14 protein-coding genes are annotated in these 16,940 nt (G+C 55.7%); 5 read left to right on the forward strand and 9 right to left on the reverse strand.

Annotated features, from left to right (window positions below):
• Positions 1-118: 118 nt before the first annotated feature.
• On the forward strand, positions 119-2,836 hold the full coding sequence (gene mgtA, locus ACG1VR_RS02365; protein WP_395490124.1) for a magnesium-translocating P-type ATPase: 2,718 nt from the start codon (positions 119-121) through the stop codon (positions 2,834-2,836).
• Positions 2,837-2,951: 115 nt separating this feature from the next.
• Positions 2,952-5,342 (forward strand): beta-N-acetylhexosaminidase, encoded by a 2,391-nt coding sequence (locus ACG1VR_RS02370; protein WP_395490125.1) that lies wholly within the window; start codon positions 2,952-2,954, stop codon positions 5,340-5,342.
• Between the two features lie 53 nt (positions 5,343-5,395).
• On the opposite strand, the gene ridA is transcribed toward ACG1VR_RS02370, so the two are convergent.
• The 9 genes from ridA to argF (ACG1VR_RS02415) form a co-directional block, all read right to left on the reverse strand.
• Positions 5,396-5,782, reverse strand: coding sequence for a 2-iminobutanoate/2-iminopropanoate deaminase (gene ridA, locus ACG1VR_RS02375; protein ID WP_016538337.1), 387 nt, complete (start codon positions 5,780-5,782; stop codon positions 5,396-5,398).
• A gap of 74 nt (positions 5,783-5,856) precedes the next feature.
• Positions 5,857-6,318, reverse strand: a complete 462-nt coding sequence (gene pyrI / locus ACG1VR_RS02380; protein WP_016538336.1) for an aspartate carbamoyltransferase regulatory subunit — start codon at positions 6,316-6,318, stop codon at positions 5,857-5,859.
• Between the two features lie 16 nt (positions 6,319-6,334).
• Positions 6,335-7,267 carry an aspartate carbamoyltransferase gene (pyrB, locus tag ACG1VR_RS02385; protein ID WP_016538335.1) on the reverse strand — a complete coding sequence of 311 codons (933 nt, stop codon included), beginning with the start codon at positions 7,265-7,267 and terminating at the stop codon, positions 6,335-6,337.
• A 265-nt stretch (positions 7,268-7,532) separates the two neighbouring features.
• Entirely contained in the window at positions 7,533-8,012 is a 480-nt protein-coding gene (locus ACG1VR_RS02390) for an arginine repressor (RefSeq protein WP_039898848.1), read from the reverse strand.
• A gap of 138 nt (positions 8,013-8,150) precedes the next feature.
• Positions 8,151-9,620: an arginine-ornithine antiporter gene (arcD, locus tag ACG1VR_RS02395; RefSeq protein ID WP_016538333.1), complete on the reverse strand. Its 1,470-nt coding sequence runs from the start codon at positions 9,618-9,620 to the stop codon at positions 8,151-8,153.
• A gap of 75 nt (positions 9,621-9,695) precedes the next feature.
• The gene (argF, locus tag ACG1VR_RS02400) at positions 9,696-10,700 is read right to left on the reverse strand and encodes an ornithine carbamoyltransferase (RefSeq protein WP_395490126.1); all 1,005 of its coding nucleotides are present in this window, start codon (positions 10,698-10,700) and stop codon (positions 9,696-9,698) included.
• A 142-nt stretch (positions 10,701-10,842) separates the two neighbouring features.
• Positions 10,843-11,754 carry a carbamate kinase gene (locus tag ACG1VR_RS02405; protein ID WP_395490127.1) on the reverse strand — a complete coding sequence of 304 codons (912 nt, stop codon included), beginning with the start codon at positions 11,752-11,754 and terminating at the stop codon, positions 10,843-10,845.
• A 14-nt stretch (positions 11,755-11,768) separates the two neighbouring features.
• Positions 11,769-12,989 carry an arginine deiminase gene (gene arcA / locus ACG1VR_RS02410; protein WP_039898845.1) on the reverse strand — a complete coding sequence of 407 codons (1,221 nt, stop codon included), beginning with the start codon at positions 12,987-12,989 and terminating at the stop codon, positions 11,769-11,771.
• Between the two features lie 648 nt (positions 12,990-13,637).
• Positions 13,638-14,642 carry an ornithine carbamoyltransferase gene (gene argF, locus ACG1VR_RS02415; RefSeq protein ID WP_395490128.1) on the reverse strand — a complete coding sequence of 335 codons (1,005 nt, stop codon included), beginning with the start codon at positions 14,640-14,642 and terminating at the stop codon, positions 13,638-13,640.
• A 163-nt stretch (positions 14,643-14,805) separates the two neighbouring features.
• Here argF (ACG1VR_RS02415) and rraB point away from each other — a divergent pair, with 163 nt between their 5' ends.
• From rraB to ACG1VR_RS02430, 3 genes are read left to right on the forward strand one after another with little or no spacing between them, the layout of a single operon-like run.
• Positions 14,806-15,231: a ribonuclease E inhibitor RraB gene (gene rraB, locus ACG1VR_RS02420; protein WP_395490129.1), complete on the forward strand. Its 426-nt coding sequence runs from the start codon at positions 14,806-14,808 to the stop codon at positions 15,229-15,231.
• 48 nt (positions 15,232-15,279) lie between these two features.
• On the forward strand, positions 15,280-16,041 hold the full coding sequence (locus tag ACG1VR_RS02425; RefSeq protein WP_395490130.1) for a tRNA isopentenyl-2-thiomethyl-A-37 hydroxylase MiaE: 762 nt from the start codon (positions 15,280-15,282) through the stop codon (positions 16,039-16,041).
• Positions 16,042-16,053: 12 nt separating this feature from the next.
• Positions 16,054-16,878 carry a hypothetical protein gene (locus tag ACG1VR_RS02430; protein ID WP_016538324.1) on the forward strand — a complete coding sequence of 275 codons (825 nt, stop codon included), beginning with the start codon at positions 16,054-16,056 and terminating at the stop codon, positions 16,876-16,878.
• The last annotated feature ends 62 nt before the right edge of the window (positions 16,879-16,940 follow it).

A 16,940-nucleotide genomic window follows, 5' to 3' on the forward strand; every position in this document is an offset into this window, starting at 1 on the left:
AGGCAGCGACGCATTCTCTCTTTTGACGTCCCTGCTATTTGATAATCTCCTGCCGGGTGAGGCCTTGCCGCGCTTGCAGAAGAAGGGGTGCCGCTCCAGACGGCGCTAAGGACGTTCTATGCAATTAAAAAATCTTACTCGCCAGCTGATGTCCCAGTTGAGCCGCCATTTGCCTCGCCGCGTGGTGCAGCGTGACCCGATGCCCGACGGCAACGTTGTGGCTAAAGCCGCTGACATTCCGGCCACGCTGACTCAGTCCTGCCTGAAATACGCTGCGGCCAGCGAAGAGCAGCTTTACATTGAGTTTGGCAGCCACCCGGAAGGGCTTAACGAACGCGAAGTCGAAAAGGCGCGCGAAACGTTTGGCATGAACCAGATCCCGGCCCAGAAGCCTTCACCGTGGTTCATTCACCTGTGGATTTGCTACCGCAACCCGTTCAACCTGTTGCTGACGGCGCTGGGGATTTTTTCCTATGCGACGGAAGACGACTTGTTTGGCGCCAGCGTTATCGCGCTGATGGTGGTTATCTCCACGCTGCTGAACTTCATTCAGGAAACCCGCTCCACTCGTGCGGCGGACGCGCTCAAGGCGATGGTAAGCAACACGGCGACCGTGCTGCGGGTTATCAATGAGCAGGGCGAGTATGGCTACGTAGAAGTGCCGCTGGATCAACTGGTGCCGGGTGATATCGTCAAGCTCGCCGCCGGAGATATGATCCCCGCCGACCTGCGTGTGATCCAGGCTCGTGACCTGTTCGTTGCCCAGGCTTCGCTGACCGGCGAATCTCTGCCGGTAGAAAAAGTGGCCGTCAGCCGTCAGCACGACCAGCACAACCCGCTGGAGTGCGACAACCTCTGCTTTATGGGCACTAACGTGGTCAGCGGCACCGCGCTGGCCATGATTATCGCCACCGGGGGCAATACCTGGTTCGGCCAGCTTGCCGGGCGCGTCACCCAGCAGGAAAGCGAGCCAAACGCCTTCCAGCGCGGTATCAGCCGGGTTAGCTGGCTGCTGATCCGCTTTATGCTGGTGATGGTGCCTGTCGTGCTGCTGATTAACGGCTTTACCAAAGGCGACTGGTGGGAAGCGGCCCTGTTTTCGCTCTCCGTTGCGGTTGGTTTGACGCCGGAAATGCTGCCGATGATAGTCACCTCCACGCTCGCTCGCGGGGCGGTAAAACTGTCTAAACAGAAAGTTATCGTTAAGCACCTCGACGCTATCCAGAACTTCGGCGCGATGGACATTCTCTGCACCGATAAAACCGGCACCCTCACGCAGGACCGTATCGTGCTGGAAAACCACACCGATATCTTCGGTGAGGAGAGCGACCGCGTTCTGCACACCGCCTGGCTGAACAGCCATTATCAGACCGGCCTGAAAAACCTGCTGGACGTGGCTGTGCTGGAAGGCGTTGACGCCGATCACGCCCGCGCGGCCGTTGCCCGCTGGCACAAAGTGGACGAAATTCCGTTTGATTTTGACCGCCGCCGTATGTCGGTAGTGGTTTGCGAGCAGCCGGACGTTCATCAGCTGATCTGCAAAGGCGCGCTGCAGGAAATTCTCAACGTTTGTACCCACGTCCGCCACGGCGACGAAATTGTGCCGCTTAGCGAAGGGATGCTGAAACGTATTCGCAGCGTGACCGATTCCCTTAACAGCCAGGGCCTGCGCGTGGTAGCTGTTGCTACTAAATTACAGCCTGCACGCAGCGAAGATTACAGCCGCGTGGATGAGTCTGACCTTATCCTCGAAGGCTATATTGCCTTCCTCGATCCGCCGAAAGAGACCACGGCTCCGGCGCTGAAGGCGCTGAAAGCCAGCGGTATTGCGGTAAAAATCCTCACCGGCGACAGCGAACTGGTGGCGGCGAAAGTATGCCGTGAAGTGGGTCTGGAAGTGGGCGACCTGATAATCGGCAGCGACATCGAAGAGATGAGCGACGAAGAGCTGGCGCGCGTTGCGCTGCAAACTACGCTGTTTGCCCGCCTGACCCCGATGCACAAAGAGCGCATTGTCCGCCTGCTGCGCGGTGAAGGCCACGTGGTTGGCTTTATGGGCGACGGCATTAACGATGCTCCGGCTCTGCGCGCGGCGGATATCGGTATTTCCGTTGACGGCGCGGTGGATATTGCCCGCGAGGCGGCCGATATCATCCTGCTGGAAAAAAGCCTGATGGTGCTTGAAGAGGGCGTTATCGAAGGGCGTCGTACTTTTGCCAACATGCTGAAGTACATCAAAATGACCGCCAGCTCCAACTTCGGCAACGTGTTCAGCGTGCTGGTGGCGAGCGCCTTCCTGCCGTTCCTGCCTATGTTGCCTATCCATCTGCTGATCCAGAACCTGATGTACGACGTCTCTCAGGTAGCTATCCCGTTCGACAACGTGGACGACGAGCAAATTCAGCAGCCGCAGCGCTGGAACCCGTCCGACCTTGGCCGCTTTATGGTGTTCTTCGGGCCGCTCAGCTCCATCTTCGATATCGTGACTTTTGGCGTGATGTGGTGGATTTTCAAAGCCAATACGCCGGAAGCGCAAACCCTGTTCCAGTCCGGCTGGTTTGTTGAAGGACTGCTGTCACAAACCCTGATTGTGCATATGATCCGTACCCGCCGCATTCCGTTCCTGCAAAGCCGCCCGGCGTGGCCGCTGATGGTGATGACGCTGCTGGTGATGGCGCTGGGTATCGCGCTGCCGTTCTCACCGCTGGCCGAGTATCTCCACTTGCAAGCGCTGCCGCTGAGCTACTTCCCGCTGCTGGTGCTGATCCTCGGGGGATATGTGATGCTCACTCAGGCCGTTAAGGGCTTCTATAGCCGCCGCTACGGCTGGCAATAATCTCAAAAAATGGCGAGATGTGATCCACGTCTCGCCATAATGTTGCTGAAAAATCCTTCACATGGTAACAGATTGTTTTTGCTGTTTTCTGGCCCGTCATGTGAAAGGAAAGTCCATGTTTAAATCGCTCCGTTTTAGCCTGCTGGCCGCAGGTATCGCCGTTGCCTGCCAGGCTCAGGCCGCACCTGCCGGAGAGTTACCGCTGATGCCCTGGCCGCAGCAGGTCGAGCTTCCGGCAACCCAGGGCAGCCTCGCGCTCACCAACGCTCTCTCAATCAATATCAGCGGCGATAAGCTGCCCGGCGCAGCAGAGCGCTGGCGTCAGCGTATTAGCCTGCAAACCGGCTGGCAGCTTCAGCCCGCGGAAGCTCACCCGGCAAAACCGACTATCGCTATTCAAATCCGCAAAGCGGTTGACCCGTTGCCAAAGGCGGACAGCGACGAAAGCTATGAGCTGAGCGTGACGGCGGACGGAGTGAAACTCACCGCGAACACTCGCTTCGGCGCAATGCGCGGGATGGAAACCGTTTTACAGCTGATCCAAAACGGCCCGCAAAATACCTCGATCCCTTATGTGGAGATAAAAGACGTGCCGCGCTTCCCGTGGCGCGGGCTGCTGCTGGATTCGGCGCGCCACTTTATGCCGCTGGAAGATATCCTGCGCCAGCTGGACGGCATGGCCGCGGCTAAGCTCAACGTCTTCCACTGGCACCTGACGGACGACCAGGGCTGGCGCTTCGCCTCCAGCCATTATCCGAAGCTACAACAGCTGGCGAGCGACGGGCAGTTTTATACCCAGGAGCAGATGAAGCAGGTCGTACGCTACGCAACTTCGCTGGGGATCCGCGTGGTGCCGGAAATTGACCTGCCGGGCCACGGCTCGGCGCTGGCCGTTGCTTATCCGGAGCTGATGAGCGCTCCGGGGCCGTACCAGATGGAGCGCAGCTGGGGCGTATTAAAGCCGCTGCTTAACCCGGCTAACGAAGCTGCCTATAAGTTCGTTGATACCCTGATAGGCGAAGTTACCGCCATTTTCCCCGATGCTTACCTGCATATCGGCGGGGATGAAGTGGACGACAGCCAGTGGAAAGCCTCCGCTTCTATTCAGCAGTTTATGAAACAGCACCAGCTGGCGGACTCCCACGCGCTACAGACTTATTTCAACCAGCGGCTGGAGAAGATCCTCGAAAAACATAAACGGCAGATGATGGGTTGGGATGAGATTTATCATCCCGATCTGCCGAAAAATATTTTGATCCAGTCGTGGCAGGGGCAGGACTCCCTGGGCGCGATTGCGGCCAACGGCTACAAGGGCATCTTGTCCACCGGCTTCTACCTCGACCAGCCGCAGTCTACGGCGTATCACTACCGCAACGAAGTTCTGCCGAAGGGGCTGAACGGGGTCGATAAGTTAAGCGAATCCGACAGCGCCCAGAGCTGGTTCTTCAGCATGCCGCGCCTGAAAGGCAGCCCGGTAGAAGGCAGCTTTACGTTGGTGAAAAACGACGGCGGCTGGCGCGGATTTATCGACTTCAAAGGCAAGTCACGCCGCGAGGTACATGAAATAAAATGGCTCACCCCGACTCAGGCGACCTTTACGGTTGATACCTGGATGGGTGAGACGCGCCCGGTAGTCACGCTTGAAGGCGATAAGCTTGGCGGCTACTTCCTGGTCGGCAATGTGCGTTATCCGGCAACCGGGCAAAAGCTTGAGGGCGTGCCGGACGGTAAACAGCCGGCGGTGCCGACGGACGCGCAGATGAGCAACATCCTCGGCGGTGAAGCCGCGCTGTGGGCGGAAAACGTTATTTCTCCGCTGCTGGACATCAAACTTTGGCCGCGCACTTTTGCGGTGGCCGAGCGCTTATGGTCAGCTAAAGACGTTACTGACGTAGAGAACATGTATCAGCGTATGCAGGCGATTGACGCCTGGTCCACGGTTTCCGTCGGGCTACGCCAGCATACCGAGTCGGTGGTTCAGATGACTCGCCTGGCCGGTACGCCGGATATTATGCCGCTGCAAATTCTCGCTCAGGCAGTCGAGCCCGCGCAGTATTACACGCGCCAGCACCTCAAATTCCAGGCCGGGAATTACAACCATTTCGAGCCGCTAAACCGCTTTGCCGATGCGCTGGGGCCGGAAAGCGGGCAGGTTCGGGCGATTAACGGCTGGGTAGACAAGCTGATTGCCGACCCGGAAGACAGCAACAGCGCCGAAGCCTTGCGCCATATCTTTACCCGCTGGCAAAGCAATACCCCGGACGTGCTGGCGCTTATCGAAGGCAACTATGTGCTAAAACCGCTCAAACCGGTGGCCGAGGACGTAGATAAGCTGGCCGGGTTAGGCTTAAGGCTGACGGATCTGGTGGCGAAGCAGGGGTCGCTAAACAATGACGAACTGAAGGCTATCCAGACTCAGCTGGACGGTGCGGCGCAAACGCGTGATGAAGTGGTTATTGCGGCGGTTTATCCGCTGGAAAAACTGCTGCGTGCCGTCGTGAAGTAGGGGCAAAAAAAGCCCCGCAAAGGCGGGGCCAGAAGCAAAAGCGCTGCGGCGAATTAGCGGCGAACGGCGATGGCTTCGATTTCGATTTTCACGTCTTTTGGCAGACGAGCGACTTCTACACATGAGCGTGCCGGGAAAGTGGCTTTATGCTCGGTGAAGAACGCTTCATACGCGGCGTTTACGGTAGCGAAGTCGTTCAGGTCTTTAACAAACACCGTGGTTTTCACGATATCGCCCACTTTCAGGCCTGCGGACTCAACGATCGCTTTTACGTTTTCCAGAGACTGGCGCGCCTGAGCGGCTACGTCTTCCGGCACGTTGCCGGATTTTGGATCAACCGGGATCTGACCGGAAGTGATAATCATGCTGCCAAGATCGACGCCCTGGACATAAGGGCCGATAGCGGCCGGTGCGTTTTCCGTGCTAAGAGTGCGTGACATTCTTTCTCCTCAGTATTAGATACAAAGCTCGCGACCATTATAGGGATGGCCGCGAGCTTGTCATCAGACGAACATCAATCAACCAGCACAACGTGACGGGCGAACTCTTTTTCGCAATATTTGCACTTCAGACTGATATCGTCGGCACGTTGTTTAACCGCAAATGAAGAGGCAACCGGCTCGTTATGGCTGATGCAATTACTGTTCGGGCACAACAGCACTTTCTCAATGCGGTCCGGCAGGCTCGGGTTGCTTTTGCCAACCACTTCGTACTCGTCGATGCGGTTCACCGTCGCGTGGGGCGCATACAGCGCTAACTGGTTAACCTGCTCGTCGGTCAGGAAGGTATTCTCTATCTTGATCAAATCTTTACGGCCCAGCTCGCGGGACGGCAGGTTCAGGCCGATGGTGATACGCTGGTCGGTTTCGGTCAGTTTGAACAGCGTCAGCAGCTTAAAGCCCACCTGCGCCGGAATATGGTCGATAACGGTGCCGCGCTTGATGGCTTCAACCTGTAATTTATTATCGTGCGTCATCTTATTCTCCTCTCACTTAAACCAGTTCGCGATTCAAAACCAGCGCCAGTAGAGCCTGGCGGGCAAAAATACCGTTACCGGCCTGCTGGAAATACCAGGCATGCGGCGTGGCGTCTACGTCGGTGGTTATCTCATCCACGCGCGGCAGCGGGTGCAGCACCTTCATATTGGCGCGCGCGCCTTCCAGATCGGCGGCCCGCAGGATGAACTGCGCTTTCACGTTGGCGTATTCGGACGGATCAAGACGCTCTTTCTGCACCCGGGTCATATAGAGAATATCCAGCTCGCCAACCACGTCATCAATCGACTCGTGGCGGCTCCAGGCGATCCCTTTTTCATCCAGCATATCCAGGATGTACTGCGGCATTGCCAGCGCGTTAGGGGCGATAAAGTAGAAGCGGTTGCCGTTGAACTTCGCCAGCGCCTGGGCTAAAGAGTGCACGGTGCGGCCGTATTTCAGGTCACCAACCATGGCGATGTTCAGGTTTTCCAGGCGGCCCTGAGTTTCCTGAATGGTAAATAAGTCGAGCAGGGTTTGCGTCGGGTGCTGGTTGGCGCCGTCGCCCGCGTTAAGCACCGGAATATCGCCGGAGAACTCGGTTGCCAGGCGCGCCGCGCCTTCCTGCGGGTGGCGCATAACAATGGCGTCCACATAGGTGCTGATGACCGAAATGGTGTCGGCCAGCGTTTCACCTTTTTTACCCAGCGAGGTATTGCTGCTGTCGGAAAAACCGACGACCGACGCGCCGAGACGGTGAATCGAGGTTTCGAAGGAGAGGCGGGTACGGGTGGAAGCTTCAAAGAAGCAGCTGGCGATAACTTTATGCTTCAGCAGCTCCGGCTGCGGGTTAGCTTTCAGCTTCGCGGCTGTTGCCAGCACCAGTTCAAGTTCTTCACGACTGAGATCATTGATGGAAATGATGTGTTTTTTAAATAACGGGTTAGTCATGCTTCTCTCCTGTTCTCGGGCGACGGGCAAAAAAAAGCCCCTCAATGAGGGGCCTTAGCAATTTGGGAATGTAGAAATTCGATGCTGCAACGGGAAGAAAAACGCCCAACGGCGTCTGCTTTCAGACGACCTGGTGCGGCATTTTTTTGTACACAGTGGACCATGCTTCCTCCCGGCAAATTGTGGCGCATTATACGCGCGTCCGCGCACTCTGCAAGAGGCAAAATCACACTTTTTCGCAGCATTGCAATCGGTTGCTGCCGGGTTAATTCAGCCCGAGGGTTTGCATAATACGGCGATGAACCAGCGGCGTTTTGCGCACATCCCGCGGCGCAATCCACACCACGCTGCTGCCCGACACCACGCCCAGGATCTCCGTTATTGCGTGATGATCGAGTATTTTTGCCACCGCTCTGCCGTAGCCGGAGACGGTATGGATCATAATAAACTCGCTATTATGCTCAACGCTGATGACCATCTCGGCCACCGATCGCGCCGCGCTTGGCTGAGGCTGGGCCATGGGGTTCAGGGCATAGATCTTTTCTCCCTTCGCATTACTCCTTTTAATCACGCCCAGCAGCTTGAGTAGCCGGGAAACCGTTGACTGGCTGATAGCTTCAAAACCGTGCTGTTTTAAATCGCAGCGCAACTGCTCCTGGGAGCGGTAGCTTTTGTGGACGATTAACTGCTGGCACAGCTCAAGCTGCCGCTGTTCCTTTTCTGACGATACGCGGGAGATCCTCATCTCATTCACCATTTCTATAATTACAGGCGCGTTATGTTTACCGCATAAATAGATTTAACCTTTTGATAGAGCTTTGTTTTCTGACTGCGCCGAATGAAAATGCAGAGTTAAACGCCACATTTGTGGCGTTTAAGCGGTTCAGGCTATCTGTAATGCGCCACTCAGTATCAGTTTTAGCGTCCAGGCGGCGACGGCCAGGATAACGATGGCTATTGCGAATTCGTAACTTTTCAGCAAAGCCTGACCCTGGGTTTTTTTCTGCCACAAGAACACCAGTATTCCCGGCGTGAACAGCAATGAGCTGAGCAGCATTGAGTCGCCGGCTGCGTAGCAAAGCCAGAAGCCATAGAGTGTAGCCACCACGCCGAGAATAATGCCGCCGGTACGTGACTCTCCCTTGCCGTAGCGCTCGCCGGTCCAGGCCAGTTTCAGGCCGTAGGCCGCGCTGAACAGATAAGGCGGCAAAATGGCGGCCGTAGCGATGGAAAACAGCGCCTGGTAGCCCGCGGCATAGAACAAGGTGAGGATCAGGAACAGCTGGATCAGACCGTTGGTTATCCACAGTGAAAATGACGGCGAGTGGCGAGCATTCTCTTTGGCGAAAATCTTCGGAAATATTCCGTCAATTGCCGCAACCCTGGGTAGTTCTGCCGCGAAAAGCGTCCAGGCCAGTAATGCACCGGCGAGGGATAAAATCACGCCGCCAGCGACGAATTTAGCGCCCCAAACCCCGACCACGCTTTCCAGCACGCCCGCCATTGATGGGTTTTTCAACCCGGCCAGCGCCGCCTGGTCAAGCACGCCCATCGACAGCACGCTAACCAGAATATAAATCACCAAAACGCCGAGCAGGCCAATCACCGTTGCCTTGCCGATATCGGCTCGTTTTGCCGCGCGGGCGGAAACCACGGTCGCTCCTTCAATACCGATAAACACCCAGGTCGTGACCAGCATAATGCTTTTCACCTGCTGGAAAATTTCCGGCCGCGTGCCGTCAATCACCATCATGCGGCCCCAAAAATCGGCGGTGAACACGCCGATGCGGAAGGCAATCAGCACCGCGACGATAAACAGCAGCAGGACGGCAACTTTCACCACGGTGAGGATGGTATTGATATAGGCAGCTTCGCGCACGCCGCGCAGTACCAGAGCGTGAACCAGCCACAGTACAATTGACGCCCCGATGAATGACGGCAGGTTGTTACCGTCGCCGAACACCGGAATGAAGAAGCTCAGGGCGCTAAACAGCAGCACCGCGTAGGAGACGTTGCCGAGCCAGGCAGAGAACCAGTAGCCCCAGGCTGACTGGAAGCCGATAAAATCCCCAAATCCTGCTCTGGCGTAGCTATAAACCCCGCCGTCGAGATCCGGGCAGCGGGCGCTGAGATTCTGATAAATAAAGGCGAGACAGAGCATGCCTACGCCGGTGATTGCCCAGCCGATCAGCAGTGCGCCGGGTGAGGCAACTGAGGCAAAGTTTTGCGGCAGGCTAAAGACCCCGCCGCCGATCATCGAGCCAATAACCAGCGCTACCAGCGCGCTGAGTCCGAGCTTCTTCTCACTAGTTGCGGGCGCGTCTGTGGCGCCAGCATGGGTAACATCTGCCATTTTCCTATTCTCCCGCTGCGCTGGGCAGCACCTGGGTACAGCGGGCGGCAAGAAGGCTCCCACCGCCCGACGGCGTTACTCTCCGAGCGTGGCGACCATGACGGCTTTGATGGTGTGCATGCGGTTTTCCGCTTCGTCGAAGACGATGGAATGCCCGGACTCGAAGACTTCCTCGGTCACTTCCAGCCCTTTCAGGCCGTAGGCTTCTTCGATCTCTTTCCCGACTTTGGTGTGTTCGTTATGGAATGCAGGCAGGCAGTGCATGAACTTCACATTGGGATTGCCGGTTGCATCGAGGACGCTTTGATTAATCTGGTATGGCGTCATCAGGCTGACGCGCTCGGCCCAGGCTTCTTTTGGCTCGCCCATTGAGACCCAGACGTCGGTGTAGAGGAAATCAGTACCCGCTACCCCTTCCGCCACGCTGTCGGTCAGCGTGATGCGGCCGCCGGTCTCTTTGGCGATGGCGCGGCATTGCTCTACCAGGCCAGCCTCAGGCCAGAATGCTTTTGGCGCGACGAGGCGAATATCCATCCCCATTTTGGCCGCGCCGACCATCAGTGAATTCCCCATGTTGTTGCGGGCGTCGCCGAGATAGGCGAAGGACAATTCATTGAGTTTTTTGCCCGGCGCATGCTCCAGCATGGTCATCAGGTCGGCGAGGATCTGGGTTGGGTGGAACTCGTTGGTCAGCCCGTTCCACACCGGCACACCGGCGTACTCGCCCAGCTCTTCGACGATATCCTGGCCGTAGCCGCGATACTCGATGCCGTCATACATCCGGCCCAGCACGCGGGCGGTGTCTTTCATCGACTCTTTATGGCCGATTTGCGAGCCGCTTGGGCCGAGATAAGTCACCAGCGCGCCCTGGTCAAAAGCGCCAACCTCAAACGCGCAGCGGGTGCGGGTGGAGGTTTTCTCGAAGATGAGCGCAATGTTTTTACCGCATAGCGTTTTTTTCTCAGTACCCGCTTTTTTGGCGGCTTTAAGGTCGCGGGCGAGATCGATGAGGTACAGAATTTCTGCAGGTTTAAAGTCGAGTAATTTCAGGAAATTGCGATTTTTTAAGTTGATAGTCATTTTTGTTATCCTTTGAAAAAAGAGTTTGTTGACCCTCACCCCGGCCCTAAAAGGGAGAGGGGGAAATGCGGGCGACTCTGTTTTGTTCTCTTGTTTTATTCCCTCTCCCCTCAGGGGAGAGGGGCAGGGTGAGGGGCAATCACTATTCGCGAATCAGCGTGCCTTTCTCGCCCGCCAGAATCGCCGCCCCGTCCTCCAGCAAACCAATCCCGGCAATACCGTGGCAGCGGGTAACAAAGTCGCTACAGGCGGCAACCTTCGGCCCCATCGAACCGGCGTCGAAGGTCATCTTGTCCAACTCGGCGGGCGTTACCTGCATCAGCGGGCGCTGGTCAGGCGCACCCCAGTTCAGGTAAACCGCATCGGCATCGGTCAGGATCAGCAGGGCGTTGGCCTCTATCTGGCGAGCCAGCAGCGCGGCGGAAAGATCTTTATCAATCACCGCCTCGATGCCGTGGTAGCCGTCGGGTTTTTCCACCACCGGCACGCCGCCGCCGCCGTTACAAATAACCAGGTGATCGCGCTGAATTAGCGCCGTAATGGCATCGCTTTCCACGATGCGTTTCGGCTGCGGGGAAGGCACTACGCGGCGGAAATACTGGCCATCGGCTTTAACCGACCAGCCCTTATCGCGCACCAGGGCATCCGCCTGCTCTTTGCTGTAGACCGGGCCGATATACTTGGTCGGGTTGCTGAAGGCCGGATCCTGCGGGTCGACCTCTACCTGAGTCAGCAGCACGCTAACTTCGCGGTCCGGCAGATGATTTTTCAGCGATTGCTGAAGCATGTAGCCAATCATTCCCTGACTTTCCGCGCCGAGAACATCCAGCGGATAAGGACTAACGTTTTGATAAGCGCTGTTTTGCAGGGCCAGGAGGCCAACCTGCGGGCCGTTGCCGTGCACCAGCACCACGCGCCAGTTTTCGGTCAGTTGGGCGATGGTTTTGCTGGCCCGCTCGATATTTTTACGCTGCAGGTCGGCTTCCAGCGGCTCACCGCGTTTTAGCAAAGCGTTGCCGCCGAGGGCGACCACCAGGGTCGGTTTCAGTGTCATATACGGCTCTCCACTTAAATTCCGTCACGTTCCAGCGGGCAGCTCATGCAGCGTGCGCCGCCGCGCCCGCGGCCTAATTCGTCGCCAGGAATTGGCAACACGGTGATCCCGGCTTTGTCGTATTTTTCGTTGGTCCAGATGTTGCGCTCGTAGCCAATTACCACGCCCGGGCGGATGGTCAGCACGTTGTTGGCGTCATTCCACTGCTCGCGCTCGGCTTCGAAGGCGTCTCCGCCGGTGGTGATAAGCTTGACCTCGCTGATGCCCAGCGCCTGCTCGATGGCGTGTACGAGGCTGACTTCCTGATGGCGTTTAATACCGCCCTTGCCGTCCGGGGTGAGCGTCCAGCACTGCACGTCTTTGCGCACAACTTCCGGGTAGACGGAGAATGTGTCGACATCGAGATGGGTCATGACGGTATCGAGGTGCATGCAGGAGCGGTGTTTTGGCAGCTCAACCGCAATCACGCGGGTCGCCTGTTGATGTTTGAATAATGATGCAGCGAGGAACTCAACGCCCTGAGGTGTGGTACGCTCAGACATGCCAATTAATACTGAGCCGCGGCCAATCACTAATACATCGCCGCCTTCAAGCGTGGCGTGGTCGTAATTAATGTTTTCGTCGCCGTAATATTTAATGAAATTGCCGTCGGTAAATGCCGGGTGCCAGCGATAAATTGCCCTTAAATTATTTGTCTCGCGCTGGCGAGCTGCTTTAGCCATTGGGTTAATTGAAACGCCGTTATAAATCCAGCACGATGTATCGCGGGTGAATAAATGATTTGGCAGCGGCTTCATAATAAAGTCGGTTGCCGCATGAGTATCCACCACCATATTTTTAATCTGGGCTGGAATTTCTTCGTAAGTTAGCCCGCCGGAAAGGCGGCGGGCTAACTCGCGGTGCGGCATATCCGCCAGCCAGCCGCGCACGTCGGCGGCGAAGGCTGGCCCAAGACGGTAGTCTGAAACCTGAGTATTCAGCAGCCAGTCCCTGGCCTCTGTGATGTCCAGCGTTTGTGTTAGCAGGTCGGTTAGCAGCAATACCTCCACGCCTTCGCGGCGCAAGGTGTTGGCGAAAACATCGTGTTCTTCGCCCGCCCGCTCTACCGAAAGAACGTCGTCAAAAAGTAATTCCTGACAATTTGAAGGGGTAAGTCTTTTCAGACTGAGGTTTGGGCGATGCAGCATAACGCTGCGCAGGTGGCCTATTTCGGAACCGACATAATGCTTATCCATGACTATTCCCTTACATTATTTGAGGATGAGTTTTCCCATGGCGCAATTAATATTGCGTCGCAACTTAAATAATTCGGTTGGTTGTCTTCGGGGCGTATATTAGATTTTATTAAGCCGTTTAATGTGATCTTCATCACGCGATGACGGTGGGTTTTATTTCTCTTTTTATTATTTGATAAACGTCAGGAAATAGCTTTTATATTTATTTTGCTTACTGCATAACTACTCAATAAACAGCCTGATAATATCTCTGTTGTTAATGGTTTGTAATTGGTCATCAATTTAACTTAAGGTTATCGATTTGATTTTATTGTGTTTTTTATTTTTATGTGCATGGTTATGCACGTGGTGGTTTATTTAATCCTGAAAGATGGGGGAAACAAGAAATAGTTATTGTGATTTTTTCGTGGATACCCGGTTTGGAAACTGTGAGCGAGCAGGTTTTTTTCTTTTTACTTAACGGGAAACAACGGATTAGCGAAGAGGCTCAGCCTTGTTCAATTGAGGTTATGTCTTTTTACTGCATAAAAAATCCGGCCAGCGCAGCAGTTATGCAACATCTTTTGCAATAAACATGCGCTAAGAAAAAAAGCCCCTCAGACGAGGTGACGTCGGAGGGGCCAGGGAATAACCCTTAGAGCGAATAAATTATTCAGCCAGCGTGGCGACCATCACCGCCTTGATGGTGTGCATGCGGTTTTCTGCCTGGTCAAACACCACGCTGTGGGAGGATTCGAATACTTTGTCGGTAACTTCCATACCGCCGTGCAGGTCGTACTCCTGGGCCATTTGCTTGCCGAGCGTGGTCTGGTCGTCATGGAAGGCAGGCAGGCAGTGCAGGAACTTCACCTGCGGGTTGCCGGTGAGCGCCAGCATTTCGCCGTTGACCTGGTAAGGGCGAAGCAGGGCGATGCGTTCGGCCCACTTCTCTTTGGCTTCACCCATCGACAGCCAAACGTCGGTATAGATAAAGTCGGCACCTTTTACGCCTGCGGCAATATCTTCCGTGAGGGTGATTTTACCGCCGGTTTGGGCGGCCAGCGCTTTGCACTCTGCCACCAGATTTGCGTCGGGCCAGCAGGCTTCAGGGGCCACAAGGCGCAAGTCCAGCCCTGTCAACGCGGCGGCTTCCAGCATCGAGTTACCCATGTTGTTACGTGCATCCCCGGCGTAAACCAGCGTCATCTGGTGAAAGCTTTTCCCCGGCAGATGCTCCTGCATGGTCAATAAATCCGCCAGCAGCTGGGTGGGATGATATTCATTGGTCAGGCCGTTCCACACCGGTACACCGGCGTAGCTCGCCAGGGTTTCAACTATTTCCTGACCATAGCCGCGATACTGAATGCCGTCGTACATGCGTCCCAGCACCCGTGCGGTATCCTTAATTGATTCTTTATGCCCAATTTGGCTGCCGCTTGGGCCGAGATAAGTGACGCGAGCGCCCTGGTCAAAAGCGGCAACTTCGAAAGAGCAGCGAGTTCGGGTCGAATCTTTTTCGAAGATGAGCGCGATGTTTTTCCCAGTAAGTTGCTGAGTTTCAGTTCCTTTTTTCTTGTCGTTTTTCAGCTTAGCGGCCAGGGCCAACAGTTCATGGAGCTGGGCAGGCGTAAAATCGAGCAGCTTAAGAAAATTTTTCTGATAAAAGTGACTCATTTTTTCCTCGCATGGCAGAAGCCTTTATTGAATTAAAATTCAATTTATATGTATGAATATTCAATTGCAACCCCGAGCGTTAAAACTTTGCGATGAAAGGTGGAGGCAAACCCCGGCGTGTGTGAAAATGAGAGCATCTGCCGACTTATTTGAGGAAAGGGCCATGGCAAATCCAGAACAGCTGGAAGAACAACGCGAAGAAACTCGCTTAATCATTGAAGAACTGCTGGATGACGGCAGCGATCCTGACGCGCTGTACACCATCGAGCATCACCTTTCTGCAGATGATTTTGAAACCCTGGAGAAAGCGGCCGTTGAAGCTTTCAAGCTGGGCTATGAAGTCACCGATCCTGAAGAGCTGGAAGTGGAAGAGGGCGATACCGTCATCTGTTGCGATATCCTTAGCGAATGCGCGCTGAACCGCGAGCTGATTGATGCTCAGGTTGAGCAACTGATGAACCTGGCGGAAAAATTCGGCGTGGATTACGACGGCTGGGGCACTTACTTCGAAGATCCGAACGGTGAAGACGGCGAAGAAGGCGGCGACGAAGATCTTCTGGACGAAGACGACGACGGCGTGCGCCACTAAAAGTAAGCGGCGCAGCGGCATTCAGCCGCTGCGCTTCAGGATATCGCCATGAACTACCAGCAACTCCTCTCCCCCGTTAAGCAATTCCTGCACTGCCCGACTCCCGATGCGTGGACTGAAAAAGCCCGCCAGCCCGAAAATTTGCCGCTGCTGCTGACCGACCATATGGTCTGCGAACTCAAAGCAGCGCAAACCGCGATGCTGCTGATCCGCAAATATGTTGCCGATAAAGAAAGCTCGCAGGCGCTGCTGGCCTGGCTACAGCCTTACGAAGCCTTTACCTTCCGCGACGGCGACGAGCCGGACTTTCTGTCTATCCACAAAGGGATTGGCAAAAGCGTGATGCCAAAAACGCAAAGCCCCTGGGGGCAGCAGCTTATCGACAGCATGGTGCTGCTGATTAAAGAAGAGCTGCACCATTTCTGGCAGGTGCGGGAAATCATGATTGCCCGTAACATTCCGTACGTGAAAATTACCGCCAGTCGCTATGCTAAAGGTTTGTTGAGCGAAACCCGCACCCACGAACCGCTGATGCTGGTGGACAAGCTTATCTGCGGAGCCTATATCGAAGCGCGATCGTGCGAGCGGTTTGCCGCCCTGGCGCCGCACCTTGACGATGAGCTACAGCGTTTTTACCTGTCGCTGCTGCGTTCTGAGGCCCGTCACTATCAGGATTATTTAAGCCTGGCGGAGCAAATTGCCGGAAACGACATCAGCGAACGTATTGGTTTTTTTGGCGAAGTAGAAGCCCGGCTTATCCAGAGCCGCGACGAAGAGTTTCGCTTCCACAGCGGGGTGCCCGCAGAATAAGAAGGATGTTGTATGAACTGGACCCACGTCATTATTGCAGGCTATGTCGGCGCGACAATTGCCGTAGTGGTCGGCGTTTTTCGCAAGAAAGGCTGGGTGGGGAAAGCCGGTGCCGTCGCGATTGCGCTGGTCGCTATTATGGCGTGGAATATTTTTGACGTTAAATACCTGATCCCGCGTGAAAAGGCCGGATCTTCGCAGAGCGAGCTGGCCGGGCTTGATGCCGCGATGAACCAGATGCCGGTCTACCAGGTGCTGAAGGAGCAGGAACCGGCGCTGTGGATGTCTATCCGCCAGCAGGCGATTGAGATGCACAAGCAGGGGAAAACCGAGCAGCAGGTGATTGACACTATCCAGCCGCAAATCCTCGCCGTGGAGATGAAGCGTCTGCAAAATGCCGCCGATGAAAACGTGGTGGCGTTTATGCAAATCAATATGCAGCAAACGGCGATGGTGCAAAAGAGCAGCAACGAGGCCTGCTTCCGCTTCCTGTTCCCGGATGTGAAGGGCGGTATCAACTCGATGAGGCTTCTGCCGCGCGAGGTCACGATGCGCCGTATGGAAGTAGATGCCGCCATGATGCGCTCCGCCTACGGTCCTGAAAAACACACCGTAACCGACGCCGAGCGCCAGCAGGCCAGGCAGGATATCCAGCCGATAGTCCAGCAGCTGATGAAGCGCTACGGCGGCGATTTGCATCTGATGTCTGACCCGCACAAAGCGGTGGGCCAGGAGGGCATCGTCTGCGATCAGGTTCAGGAACTGTGGCGCAACGTTCTGCAACTGCCACCGGCCAGAGCGGCAGGCATTATTCGCCTGTCCGTAGCCGGGGAATAGCCTTCGGGCGCAGCACAAATCGCTTGAGGCTTGAACAGTAACGCGCTTATCGCTAAGGTAAG

Source organism: Cedecea davisae (assembly GCF_044095835.1).
GTDB classification, from domain to species: Bacteria; Pseudomonadota; Gammaproteobacteria; order Enterobacterales; family Enterobacteriaceae; genus Cedecea; species Cedecea davisae.

Coding starts and splice junctions, on each gene's coding strand:
- arcD (WP_016538333.1), bottom strand. CDS start 9,620: ATGGCAGATGTTACCCATGCTGGCGCCACAGACGCGCCCGCAACTAGT.
- ACG1VR_RS02370 (WP_395490125.1), top strand. CDS start 2,952: ATGTTTAAATCGCTCCGTTTTAGCCTGCTGGCCGCAGGTATCGCCGTT.
- ACG1VR_RS02405 (WP_395490127.1), bottom strand. CDS start 11,754: ATGACACTGAAACCGACCCTGGTGGTCGCCCTCGGCGGCAACGCTTTG.
- ACG1VR_RS02425 (WP_395490130.1), top strand. CDS start 15,280: ATGAACTACCAGCAACTCCTCTCCCCCGTTAAGCAATTCCTGCACTGC.
- pyrI (WP_016538336.1), bottom strand. CDS start 6,318: ATGACGCACGATAATAAATTACAGGTTGAAGCCATCAAGCGCGGCACC.
- mgtA (WP_395490124.1), top strand. CDS start 119: ATGCAATTAAAAAATCTTACTCGCCAGCTGATGTCCCAGTTGAGCCGC.
- rraB (WP_395490129.1), top strand. CDS start 14,806: ATGGCAAATCCAGAACAGCTGGAAGAACAACGCGAAGAAACTCGCTTA.
- pyrB (WP_016538335.1), bottom strand. CDS start 7,267: ATGACTAACCCGTTATTTAAAAAACACATCATTTCCATCAATGATCTC.
- arcA (WP_039898845.1), bottom strand. CDS start 12,989: ATGGATAAGCATTATGTCGGTTCCGAAATAGGCCACCTGCGCAGCGTT.
- ACG1VR_RS02430 (WP_016538324.1), top strand. CDS start 16,054: ATGAACTGGACCCACGTCATTATTGCAGGCTATGTCGGCGCGACAATT.
- ACG1VR_RS02390 (WP_039898848.1), bottom strand. CDS start 8,012: ATGAGGATCTCCCGCGTATCGTCAGAAAAGGAACAGCGGCAGCTTGAG.
- ridA (WP_016538337.1), bottom strand. CDS start 5,782: ATGTCACGCACTCTTAGCACGGAAAACGCACCGGCCGCTATCGGCCCT.
- argF (WP_395490128.1), bottom strand. CDS start 14,642: ATGAGTCACTTTTATCAGAAAAATTTTCTTAAGCTGCTCGATTTTACG.
- argF (WP_395490126.1), bottom strand. CDS start 10,700: ATGACTATCAACTTAAAAAATCGCAATTTCCTGAAATTACTCGACTTT.